The organism is Paenibacillus tritici (assembly GCF_018207515.1).
GTDB classification, from domain to species: Bacteria; Bacillota; Bacilli; order Paenibacillales; family Paenibacillaceae; genus Paenibacillus_AQ; species Paenibacillus_AQ tritici.
This window is the reverse complement of the sequence record NZ_CP073365.1, coordinates 5,421,389-5,433,674: the sequence shown is the minus strand read 5'-3', so window position 1 is coordinate 5,433,674 and position 12,286 is coordinate 5,421,389. Positions and strand designations below refer to the sequence as shown.

The window sequence follows — 12,286 nt, the reverse complement described above, 5'->3', positions numbered from 1 at the left end:
ATGAACAAAAAGTTATCACTGAAGAACACGGGAACCTTCTTAGTCTTCGGAGGTCCTTCGATCTTTGCTTTTACCGCCGTTGTGATCATACCGTTCATCGTCGGCTTATATTTGACCTTTACGAATTGGGATGTCCGTACAGGCGACAGCAGCCTAATCGGCTTCGGGAACTATCTGGAAGTGTTCCGCGATAAAGTCTTCCTCAGCCAATTGTGGTTCACGCTTAAGTATGTATTCTTTACCGTGGTGATTGCCAATGTGTTTGCCTTCTTCATTGCGCTGGCACTGACCCGGGGAGGGAAGGGGGAGCAGTGGCTGCGCACCGGCTTCTTCACGCCCAATCTGGTCGGCGGGATCGTCCTCGGATATCTATGGCAGACCTTGTTCTCACAGGTGTTGCCTTACCTGGGCAATAAGTACGGGTGGGATCTGTTCCAGACCTCATGGCTTACAGACACAGGGACCGCCTTCTGGGCCCTGATCATTGCGACAGCCTGGCAGCTCGTCGGATATCTGATGATCATTTACATTGCCGGATTCACGGGCGTGCCGGGTGATGTTCTGGAGGCCGCCAGCATCGACGGCGCAGGCCGGTATGCGGTAATCCGCAGAATCATTCTGCCGCTTACGGTTCCTGCAATCGTCATCTGTATCTTCATTTCACTGTCCCGTTCGTTCCTTACGTATGATATCAACCTTGCCTTGACCAAAGGCGGGCCGTTCAATTCGACCGAGCTTGCCACCTACCATATCGTGCAAAAAGCCTTTCTGTCCAATCAATACGGCGTCGGCCAGGCAGAAGCCGTGGTCTTGTTTGCCGTCGTAGCGATCATAGCCTTGACTCAGTCCTACCTGCTCAAGAAACTGGAGGTGGAATCTTAATGAAGGGTAACCAGCGTATCCTATCCGGGCTCAAGACAGGATTTTTGTACCTGTTGCTGCTCGCCTTTTTAACACCGTTCCTGTTGATTATTATGAACTCCTTCAAGACCACCCAGCAATTCTTCGAGAGTCCTTTGTCCCTGCCGACAACGTTGAATTTCAAGAACTATGCCAGCGCCTTTGAGAATATGGACTTTATGCAGGGCTTCATGAATTCATTGATCATTACAGGAATTTCGGTATTTGTCATTATTATCTTCTCGGCCATGACCGGGTATTTATTCGTACGTTACAAATGGAAGGTGAACGCCATCCTGTTCTTCCTCATGCTGGCCTCCATGGCGCTTCCTTTTCAGGTGCTCATGATTCCAATGGTTATGCTGTACGGGAATATGGGGCTGCTCAATACCAAGCTGACGCTGCTGTTTATGTATTTGGGCTTCGGGGTTCCATTTGGCGTCTTCACCTTCCATGGTTTTATCAAAGGAATACCTTATGAGCTGGAGGAATCGGCCTTTATCGAAGGCAGCAGCACACTGCGGACCTTTTTCAGCATTGTGCTCCCCTTGCTGAAGCCGGTATTCGTAACGCTGCTGGTGCTCGATGTGCTCTGGATTTGGAATGACTATCTTCTGCCCAGCCTCGTGCTGCTGTCGCCGGACCAGAAGACGCTTCCGCTCTCGACATACACGTTCTTCTCCTCCTATTCGGTGGACTATGCCCCGCTGATGGCCGGGCTGATCATGACGATTATTCCCGTGCTGGTCATCTACCTGTTCCTGCAGAAGCAGATCATCAAGGGGATTACGGAAGGTGCGCTGAAATAAGAGATATACAAGAAGCACTAAAGAAATTAACCAAAAGCAAAAAGAAACGGAGGGGAAATTTGGAACTGTAGGAGCGGTAGCGACCGCCTTTGTCACCGGATTTCCACCGCGAAGAGCGGAATAAATCAAGAAATCTGGGGACAACAGCGGCCGGAAGTCCAAATGTTCACCGCAGTGACGGCCAGGCTTCAAGTTCAAATCTTTAGTGAATCTGATAGAACGATGTAGCTGTAATGCAGGCAGAATTCATCTATAATTGAAACTAAAAAACAAGGTGGTTTCTATGCCGAATCTAAGAGACGTAGCCAAGCAAGCAGGCCTGTCTGTCAATACCGTCTCCAGAGTGCTTAATAATAGAGGGTATATCAGTGAGAAGACGAAGGAGAAGGTCTACCGGGTGATGAAGGAAATGAATTATCAGCCGAATGAAATGGCCCGGGCCCTGTTCCGCAAAAAATCCAATATGATCGGGTTGATCATTCCGACGATTTCGCATCCTTTTTTTGCCGAGCTAACCTCCTATCTGGAATATTACGCGGATCTTAAGGGCTACAAGCTATTGCTGTGCAATTCCAACCGTAACGTAGCCAAGGAAGTGGAATATATCGAGATGCTCAAAAAAAATCAGGTCGATGCCATCATCATGGGCAGTGCGGTGCTGGATGTCCAGCATTATCTGAACCTGGATCTGCCGGTGGTCTCCTTCGACCGTATCATCTCCAAGGAGATTCCTGTGGTCACCTCCAATAATCTGGAGGGCGGCAGACTTGCTGCCCGGTTATTAATCGGCAAGGGCTGCCTTCATCCGGTCTATATTTACCGGGGAATTGACGGTCCTCAGCATCATCTGATGCTGGCGGTCCAGAGAAGGGAAGGGTATGAAGCGGAGATGGAGCGATCAGGACTGCAGCCGCTGCATTTGCAGCTTGATGCTGAAGGGGGCAATTACACCGGAAGCAATACCGGCATTACCGCCTATTTGCAGGAGCATCCTGAGATCGACGGTGTTTTTGCCAGCAGTGATGTGATTGCCACCGATGTGATTCATGCCTGCAACCTGCTGGGCAAGCATATTCCCTCGCAGGTCCGAATCGTAGGTTACGATGATGTACAGATCGCCTCGCTGATCTCACCGCGTCTAAGCACGATCCGGCAGCCGGTTCAGGAGATGAGCGAAGCTATTATTAAGCTGGCGGTTCAGCAGATAGAAGGCGAAACCGTTACGATGGTGAACACGTTCCCCGTGACAGTGGTGGAACGGGGTACGACATAGAACACAGCTTCGGCCGAAACGGATACCGTCCTCATAAGGACGGCGAACCCGTTTTACACTTATATATTAACCGGTTGATATAAGGTCTCTCCCGTTCCCTGAATGAAGGAGGAGAGCTGATTCCCCGGGGAGGAGGGTACGGATGGCTGTAACGATCAAAGATATTGCAGAGAAGGTGGGCGTCTCCGTCACAACCGTTTCCCGTGTGCTCAACAACCGTGGATATCTGAGTGACAGCCTGAAGCAAAAAGTGAACGAGGCCATGGAGGAGCTGAACTACCATCCGAGTGAGGTGGCACGCTCCCTGCTGCGCAAAAAATCCAATATTATAGGTCTCATCCTCCCGGATATTTCCCATCCGTTCTTCGGAGAGGTCACCAAGCATATTGAGGCTTATGCCTACGAGCACGGGTACAAGCTCATGCTGTGCAATTCCCTGCACCACAAGAAGAAGGAGAAAGAATATATTGATCTGCTGAGAGCCAGCCGGGTCGATGGAATCATCATGGGCAGCCATACGATGAGCGTGAACGATTATAAGTCGATCAACCTGCCGCTGGTCTCCTTGGACCGGCAGATCTCGAAGTCTATTCCTTTTATTGCCTCTGATAATTATCAGGGAGGCGTACTGGCTACCCGCTTACTGCTGCGGAAAAAATGCCGGAATATAGCCTATCTCAGCGGGAATTTGCGGCTAAGTCTTCTGGCTAAACAGAGGCATGAGGCCTTCCTGGAGCAGGTCAGCGGACGAGATGTCCAGTTCATCGTGAAACAAACCGATCTGAACGGGTTCAAGTATAAGGAGTATGAGAAGCTGGTAAGCGGCTTATTTCAGGAATGTCCTGAGCTCGACGGTGTATTTGCGAGCAGTGATATGCTGGCGCTGCAGGTGCTCAAGCAATGCCGCAGGCTCGGCAGAACGGTACCTGAGCAAGTGAAGGTGATAGGCTATGATGGAATTGCGGCCGGTGATGCTGAGGATCTGACGACCATCGTCCAGCCGATCAAGAAGATGGGCGAATTGGCGGTGCAGTATCTGCTTCAGCAGATTGCCGGGGAGCAGGTCCCGCTGGAGACGATTCTTCCGGTCCGGCTAGCGGAGAAGAGAACTACTTGAGCTTGAAGAACCTAAGATTCATTCCCATACGAACAATAATGGAGGAAACATAGATGGAGTTCATTCACCGGGTAGCCCCGGAATTACAACAGGGAATTGCCGAATTGCCGCCGTTTCATTTGCCGGAGGATCTGGCTGCCGCCAGAAATAACATTCCAGTGCCTGCCGTGAAGTCGGAGCGCGTCCGCATTACAGAACGGGTTCTGACCGTTGCCGGTGGCCATCAGATGCAGGTCAGAATCTACGAACCGGCGCAGAGAAAGGCACAACATGCGCTGCCCGCTCTGCTCTGGACCCATGGCGGAGGCTACATTCTGGGTCATCCCGGCGGGGATGATGCGTTATGTGAGAGCTTCGTAGAGACGGCCAACTGTGTCGTTGTATCGCCCGACTACCGTCTCGCCCCCGAGCATCCGTTCCCGGCAGCCATAGAAGACAGCTATGCGGCGTTAGTGTGGCTGGCGGGTGCCGCACATGATCTTCATATTGATGCTTCCCGGATAGCTGTCGGCGGAGCGAGTGCCGGCGGGGGTCTGGCTGCTGCCCTGGCACTGATGGCCAGGGATAAGGGCGGTCCTTCCCTTTGCTTCCAGCTTCCGCTGTACCCGATGCTGGACGACCGCAATCTTACACCCTCCAGTCATGAGACTACGCATCCGGCAGTGTGGAACCGGGCCAACAACCTGATCGCCTGGGAGATGTATCTGGGCGGACCGGCCGGAGGCGAAGCTACCTCCCCTTATGCTGCGCCCGGCCGTGCAGAGCATCTGGCGGGGCTGCCGCCCGCCTATACTTGCGTCGGACAGCTGGACCCGTTCCGCGATGAGACGATTGAGTATGTCACCCGGCTGGCACAGGCCGGTGTAGAAGTGGAGTTCCATCTCTATCCCGGGGGCTATCACGGCTTCGAGCATGTTGTTCCCACAGCCGGAATCAGCCGTAGAGCCAGGGAAGAATATATCCATGCCCTGGCAAGGGCTTTGAATTCGTGAGGGAGGGGCCGGACCCTCCATGATCATTTTCCGCTGAAATGGTAGCGTTCTATAGAAGGACGGCAAAGCCGTTTCCGCTTAAATTGAAAAAAGAGAACGGTTTTTTGAAAGTAAACCAGCTACAGAAACCATAGAATGGATATGAAGAAGGGATATTGTAGGGCAAGGGGGAGTATGGATGTTTAATCTCGGTGAGGCAATACCTTTTGAAGATCAAACGAACGATGTGTTAACGGTGGGGGAGCTGCTCGTTGATATGATTGCCAATGAGTATGGCGAGGACACCGCATGTAACGGATATACCAGATATTCCGGCGGATCGCCATCCAATATTGCCATTAATGTCCATAGGCTCGGCATCCGGTCTCATGTTGCTTCGGCGGTGGGGAAGGATGGTCTGGGCGGGTTTCTGATCAGGGGCTTGCAAAGTGCGGAGATGGATACCAGCGGAATCCAGCAGGTAGAGTCGTCTACCAGTATGGTGGTGATTACGAAGAGTCAGAGCACGCCGACTCCGATCTTTTACCGCGGGGCGGATTACGGGCTGGAATATAATGATGAGCTTGAACAGGCCGTTATTAACTCCAGAATCCTCCATTTCTCCTGCTGGCCGATCTCAAGAGTTCCGTCGCGTGATACGGTTGAACGGGTGATTGAGGTCGCCAGGAAGCATAAGCTGCTCATCGGCTTCGATCCCAATTATCATCCCCTGATCTGGGAGCAGGGTGAAGACGGGGTTGCCTATGTCAAAAGCATGATCCCGAAGGTGGATATCATCAAGCCTTCCGAGGATGATGCTGAGCGCCTGTTCGGACCCGGCACTCCGGCCGAGCAAGTCGGGAGATTCCTGGCGCTTGGAGCCAAGCTGGTGATTATGACGCTGGGCAAGGACGGCGCGCTGGTGTCGAACGGAAGGGAGACGCTGGCGTTCGCTACCAGAGCTACCCGGATCGAAGATACGACAGGAGCGGGAGATGCTTTCTGGTCGGGATTGTATGCAGCAGTCGTTAAAGGGTATACGCTAAGAGAATCGCTGGAGCTGGGGTTTGCCGTCAGCGCGTACAAATTGAAATTTACAGGGGCTGTAGTGAATCTGCCTGCCCTGGAAGTCATACAACAAGAATATAACCTGTAGGAGGAAGAAGATGACACTGAAGAATCAAGTCCAATTGATTACCTATCCCGATTCGCTGGGCGGCGACCTGAAGCAGCTTCATCAGGTGCTGCACGGGCCGTTCGCTGATCTGTTTGCAGGCGGAATTCATATTCTGCCGCCCTTTCCTTCCTCCGGGGACCGCGGGTTCGCTCCGCTGACTTATCTGGAGATAGAGCCGGAGTTCGGCACGTGGGAGGATATCCGCAGCATAGGGGAAGAATTCGATGTGCTGGTGGACCTGATGGTGAATCATATCTCCAGGCAATCGCCTTATTTCCAGGACTTCCTGGAGAAGGGACGGGCTTCCGAGTATGCCGATTTATTCATCACCCTGGACAAAATATGGGCGGACGGCGAGCCTGTCCAGGCGGATATTGAGAAGATGTTCCTGCGGCGGCCTCTGCCCTATTCCACTTACTCCACCCCGGGGAGAGGGGAAGAGAAGGTCTGGACAACCTTTGGCAAAACCGATCCCTCCGAGCAAATTGATCTCGATATCCATTCACCGCTTACCCGGGAGCTGCTGCAGCGGTTCTTCGAGAATTTCAAAGCGCAGAATGTCAAGATCGTCCGGCTGGATGCGGTGGGATATGTGATCAAGAAGCTGGGCACCAGCTGTTTTTTTGTGGAGCCGGAGATTTACGAATTTCTGGACTGGATCAAAGCGATGGCGGATTCGCTGGATATAGAGCTGCTGCCTGAGGTACATGCCCATCACAGTATCCAGAACAAGCTATCGGAATACGGCTGCTGGATCTACGACTTCATTCTGCCCTACCGGGTGCTTGAGGCACTGACCGGCAGATCCAATAAGGAGCTGTACTCCTATCTGCAGACCCGTCCGCATAAGCAGTTCACGATGCTGGATTGTCACGACGGCGTTCCGGTGAAGCCGGATATGGATGATCTGATTGATACGAAGGAAGCACAGAAGCTGGTGGATCTCTGCGTGGAGCGGGGGGCGAACCTGAGCCTGATTCTGTCGGAGGAGCATAAGGCCCCGGACGGCTTCGATGTCCATCAGATCCGCTGCACGTATTACAGCGCGCTGAATGAAGATGACGATGCTTATCTGGCGGCCCGGGCGATTCAATTCTTCGCACCGGGTATCCCGCAGGTCTATTATGTGGGCCTGCTGGCCGGCAGCAATGATCTGGAGCAGGTAGCCTTGACGGGTGAAGGACGGGAGATCAACCGCCATAACTATACACTGGAGGAGATTGAAGCAGAAGCTCAGCGGGAGGTAGTGCAGCGGCTGATGAAGCTGATTCGTTTCCGCAATACCTACAGTGCCTTCGGAGGAACGTTCCGGGTGCTGGAGGCGCCAGACCATGAGATCCGGCTGATGTGGGAGCAAGGCGGAGACTACTGCCGGCTGTTCATTGACCTGCAGAATTACCAGACCGTGATTGAATATGTGGATGAGCAAGGACAGGAAGCAGTTTACCGCGTCTAATTCGAATCCTGTTAAGGGGGAATGATTATGGCTACACTGCAAATAAGCCTGCAATCGCAATGTCTGAAGCGGGAAGTGACGTTCAATGCGTTATTGCCGCTGGATCTGCCTGAGGGCCTGGGGCTGCCGGTATGGTCGGGCCAGCCCTTAAGATCGTTCTATCTGCTGCACGGCTTCTCCGGGAGCCAGAATGATTGGCTGAGCTTCTCCCGGATCAGGGAGCTGTCGGACAGATATCAGATTGCGGTATTTATGCCTGCCGGTGAGAATGGATTCTATGTGGATGATGAGAACAGAGACGCATTCTACGGTGAATACGTCGGCAGGGAACTGGTAGAGTTCACGCGCAGGCTGTTCCCGCTGTCTGCTGCGCGCGAGGATACTTGGATCGGCGGTTTATCCATGGGCGGCTACGGAGCGATCCGCAACGGCCTGAAGTATGCGGAGCAATTCGGCAGGATTATTGCATTGTCCTCGGCGCTGATCCCTTACCGGATTGCCGGCATTCCCCCGGACTATAATGATGGCATCGCCAGCTATTCCTACTATACAAGTGTGTTCGGTGATTTGAGCCGGCTGCTTGGCAGTGATAAAGACCCGGAGCAGCTTGTGCTGGATGTGAAGACGAAGGGACTTGCGCTGCCGGAGCTGTATATGGCCTGCGGAACAGAGGATATGCTGTTGGATGTGAACCGCCGGTTCCATCAGTTCCTGGAAGCGGAGCAAGTAGGACACCACTATGTGGAAGGCCCGGGAGACCACAACTGGGAGTACTGGGATAAGCACATTGAAGCTGCGCTGGAGTGGGCGGATAATTAACTACAAATCACATACTTGCACGCCCCTGGGCCTGATTGAGAACGAATCGGCTTCAGGGGCTTGCTGAATTCCGGGGGGGAAGGAGGAGGCGGGGATGATCCGAACGAACAGTATCGTATTCAAATTTTCGATGCAGATGACCGTGATTCTTGTGATCCTGCTGTCCATCCTGGTTCTGAGCAATATATACTCCCTGGAGGTGGTGCGAAGTAATGCGCTGACCAGCTCGCGGAATACACTTGCCCTCTATCAGGCGAATATTCATAACAACTTCAATAATTTCTCCAAGGATCTGATCGAGGTGTTCGACCATAATATAGATGCCGCAGTGAATACAGCGGGTATGGATGAGAGCAGCCGGTATTTCAAGGTCCAGCAGCTCAAAACCAACCTGCAGGCGAAAATGGCCGGCGGCTATTCCAGTGATGGCATGTTCATCAGACTCTCGGGAGAACTGGTGCTGGAGCAGTTCAACAGCCGGATGGAGTCGGGGGATAAGCTGGCTCTGGTTGATTTTCTGAATATACACAAGTTCGATACAACTCCGGCAGCGCAAAGCGGGGAATGGAAGGTGTTCCAGATCCAGGGTGAATATTATATGTTCAAGTACATTACCTATTCAGGCGTTAGCTTCGGAACCCTGGTGAAGGCGGACAACCTGTTATCTATGGTAGACAGAGGGGCCAATGATCAGAACCGCTATGTACTGAGTGATGCTGAGGGGACTATACTGGCGGCCAATAATATCTCCCTGAATGAGGCAGACACAACCCTGGAGAGCTTAACTAAGCAACATCAGCGCAGCTTCCTGATTGTGTCCGAACCGATCGGCGAGTTTGGCCGGATGACCAATATGGTTCCCAAGGGCGGCTTGTTCTCAGGCCTCCAGCTTATTCAGTGGGGGATCGCCTTGCTGGCGGTGCTCTCGGCAATCGTTGTACCGCTGGTGCTGAGATTCTTGACCCGGGATGTGCTGAGGCCGATTCTGGAGCTGGTGAAGGCGGCCAAGGCCGTCGAGCAGGGTCAGCTCGAATACCAGATTCTCCAGAATACACCGTACTCCCTGGAATTCATGAAGCTGTTCCATGCGCTGGAATCCATGGTCAGTGAAATTAAGGACCTGAAGATTCAGTCCTATGAAGAACAGATCGAGATCAGCCGCGCAGAGATCAAATACCTGCAGATGCAGATCAGGCCCCATTTCTTCCTGAATGCGATCTCGACGATCACCAGCTTAACCTATCAGAATAAGAATGAAGAAATCCGGCGACTGATCCACTGTCTGTCGGAACATCTCCGCTATATGTTCAGAGGCGGGCTGATGGAAGTTACGATGGAGGAAGAGATCCGCCACACTGAGAATTATATCCGGATGCAGGAGATCCGTTACCCGGACCAAATTTTCTTCATGATCGAGATCCAGGAAGAAGCCCGGCAGGTACCGATTCCGCAATTCATGATTCAGACCTTTGTGGAGAATACATTCAAGCACGCGATGTTCGTTCAGGAGATGCTGTCCATCTTCATCCGGGTGCGGATAGAGACCAGGGACGGAAGCCCGGGTGTCAGTATTGTGATTGAGGATAACGGAGCAGGCTTCACTGCCGAATGGCTGAATTCGCCGGAGACCGTACAGGTGACGGAGGATGGCGGCCGGGTCGGAATCGCCAATATCCGCAAAACCCTCAAGCTGCTCTACAAACGCGATGATCTGCTGAAGCTGTCCAATGTCGAGTCTACAGGGGCAAGAGTAGAGCTGTGGATACCTGTGAACCGGGTGGACCAGTCCATACCAGAGGGGGGTTAATTATGCGTTGTATGTTGATTGATGATGATATTCCAACCGTAGAAGCCTTGCGCAGGATTGTCAATTGGGAGGAATTCGGGATTACGGAAGTGCAGGCCGCCCATAATATACAGGATGCGAAGCAGTTATTCGGGCAGGCCGAGCCGGATCTGATCATCTGCGATATCGAGATGCCGCGCGGCTCAGGGATTGATATGATCCAGTGGGCGAGAGACCGCCAATATGAAGGCGGGTTCATCTTCCTGACCTGTCATGAGAGCTTCAGCTTCGCCTCCAAGGCCATCTCGTATGACGCAGACTCTTATCTGGTCAAGCCGCTGGACAAGCAGGAGCTGGAGGCGGCCCTGCGCAAGTCCATGGATACGCTGAAGAACAAAATCATGATGGGCGAATACAGCAAAATGGGTCAGGCCTGGCTCAAGAATCAGGATCTGCTGGAACGGAGCTTCTGGAGTGAGGTCCTGACAGCGACGATATCTCCCCGAATCCAGCTTATTCAGAGTGAAGTGCAGAAGCGCGAGCTGCCTGTCTCCGTACAGGCGGATTATAGGCTGCTGCTGATTAGCGTTCCCCGCTCCCAGATTGAACGGGAGTGGGACGAGAGCATCTTCCATTACGCGCTCTCGAACCTCGTCTCCGAGATTCTCAGCAGCCAGGTGAGCGGAGGGCGGATCATCGCCTACCAGGTCGATAAGGTGTTCTACAATGCGGTTCTTGTCGAGAGTCAGGTAGACAGGAACTGGCTGGAGGCGAGTGCCGGAGAGATCATTCGGCTCAGCAGACATTACCTGAAGTGTACCGCCACCTGCTATTTCAGCGAGGGAGCGGCGATCTCCGGCCTCTCGCAGCTTAAGGCGGAGCTGGAGCAGGCGGATGAGTCGAATCTTATTTTCCGGGGAAGGGTGCACTTGCCGAACGAGCCCTTCCATGTGGATCTTACCGAGCGCTACACCCTGGATACTGAGCTGTTCACCCTGTTGTTCGTCCAGAAGGAGAAGGCACAGATTGTGAACCGGCTGAAGAAGGAGCTGGAGCTGCTGACCAGCCGGAACAAGCTGGATTCGGCCACCCTCCATGCCATCCGGGAAGATCTGCTTCAGGTAGTCTATTCGCTGCTCTCCCGCCACCATATTCAGGCACACCGGCTCTTTGCCGATGAACCCAGCCAGCAATTGGCCCAGGATGCTGAGAGCAGTGTGTTCGATTTCATGAAGTGGGCGCAGGCGCTTACGGAGAAGACGGTGGATTCCATCAGGGAAGTGCTGCAGTCGGAAGGCGTAGTCGAGCGGGCCAAACGGTTCATCCAGGACCACTATACTCAAGACCTCAGCCGTGAGGATGTTGCCGCAAGCGTCTATCTGACCGCAGACTATCTGGCGAAGGTCTTCAAGAACGGGACCGGGCAGACGGTCAAGGAGTATTTGAACGACTGCCGCATCCGGGCGGCGAAGCAGATGCTCCTGGAGAGTACGGCCAGTATAGGGGAGATCGCGATGGATACCGGGTTTGATACCATTTCTTATTTCTCGACAGTATTCAAAAAATGGACCGGCGAAACACCGGCAGCCTATCGTGCCAAGCACAAGGCCGCTCTATAGCAAGAAGCTCCGCTTTTTCCAAGAGAAGCGGAGCTTCTTGCTGTACAGGTTTTAGTTGGATTTTATACAGTTGTTGCAGAACGGATGGCCGCTGGCGGAGGAAGAGTTGGATTAACAACACTTCATTCACGGCATTTCCTGCAAAGTTGAAAAAATGCTAATCATAGTTGCTGTTTTTCCACTTGCTTGGGCATCATCCGTAGAAATGGAGAAACTAAGCTACCTTTTTCCACTTGTTTGCTTGGCCGAAGCAGGGCGGTCTCGCCGCCCGCCAGAGAATCACACTGTAGTACGTTTTTTTATAAAAACAGCCCGTATTATTGAAAGCCCGCCCCCCTCCAGGACCAGTACAATGAGAA

10 protein-coding genes are annotated in these 12,286 nt (G+C 52.9%); all 10 read left to right on the top strand.

The window, feature by feature from the left end; all coding sequences use genetic code 11:
- The 10 genes from KDC22_RS23335 to KDC22_RS23290 all read left to right on the top strand — a co-directional run bounded on the left by KDC22_RS23335 (position 1) and on the right by KDC22_RS23290 (position 11,927).
- On the top strand, positions 1–882 hold the full coding sequence (locus KDC22_RS23335) for a carbohydrate ABC transporter permease (RefSeq protein WP_042238420.1): 882 nt from the start codon (positions 1–3) through the stop codon (positions 880–882).
- Positions 882–1,709 carry a carbohydrate ABC transporter permease gene (locus KDC22_RS23330; protein WP_211720497.1) on the top strand — a complete coding sequence of 276 codons (828 nt, stop codon included), beginning with the start codon at positions 882–884 and terminating at the stop codon, positions 1,707–1,709. Before KDC22_RS23335 ends, KDC22_RS23330 begins: the two co-directional genes overlap by 1 nt.
- Before the next feature lie 283 nt (positions 1,710–1,992).
- Positions 1,993–2,982 (top strand): LacI family DNA-binding transcriptional regulator, encoded by a 990-nt coding sequence (locus KDC22_RS23325; RefSeq protein WP_211720496.1) that lies wholly within the window; start codon positions 1,993–1,995, stop codon positions 2,980–2,982.
- A gap of 142 nt (positions 2,983–3,124) precedes the next feature.
- Positions 3,125–4,099 carry a LacI family DNA-binding transcriptional regulator gene (locus KDC22_RS23320; protein ID WP_211720495.1) on the top strand — a complete coding sequence of 325 codons (975 nt, stop codon included), beginning with the start codon at positions 3,125–3,127 and terminating at the stop codon, positions 4,097–4,099.
- A gap of 53 nt (positions 4,100–4,152) precedes the next feature.
- Complete coding sequence (locus KDC22_RS23315) at positions 4,153–5,091, top strand: alpha/beta hydrolase (RefSeq protein WP_211720494.1); 939 nt, start codon at positions 4,153–4,155, stop codon at positions 5,089–5,091.
- Between the two features lie 178 nt (positions 5,092–5,269).
- Positions 5,270–6,226: a carbohydrate kinase family protein gene (locus tag KDC22_RS23310; RefSeq protein ID WP_211720493.1), complete on the top strand. Its 957-nt coding sequence runs from the start codon at positions 5,270–5,272 to the stop codon at positions 6,224–6,226.
- A gap of 10 nt (positions 6,227–6,236) precedes the next feature.
- Positions 6,237–7,703 carry a sucrose phosphorylase gene (gene gtfA / locus KDC22_RS23305; RefSeq protein WP_211720492.1) on the top strand — a complete coding sequence of 489 codons (1,467 nt, stop codon included), beginning with the start codon at positions 6,237–6,239 and terminating at the stop codon, positions 7,701–7,703.
- 27 nt (positions 7,704–7,730) lie between these two features.
- Complete coding sequence (locus tag KDC22_RS23300; protein ID WP_211720491.1) at positions 7,731–8,522, top strand: alpha/beta hydrolase; 792 nt, start codon at positions 7,731–7,733, stop codon at positions 8,520–8,522.
- 94 nt (positions 8,523–8,616) lie between these two features.
- Positions 8,617–10,329 carry a sensor histidine kinase gene (locus KDC22_RS23295; protein WP_211720490.1) on the top strand — a complete coding sequence of 571 codons (1,713 nt, stop codon included), beginning with the start codon at positions 8,617–8,619 and terminating at the stop codon, positions 10,327–10,329.
- Positions 10,330–10,331: 2 nt separating this feature from the next.
- A complete protein-coding gene (locus KDC22_RS23290) occupies positions 10,332–11,927 on the top strand; it encodes a helix-turn-helix domain-containing protein (protein ID WP_211720489.1) in 1,596 nt (531 codons plus the stop codon).
- Positions 11,928–12,286: the final 359 nt, after the last annotated feature.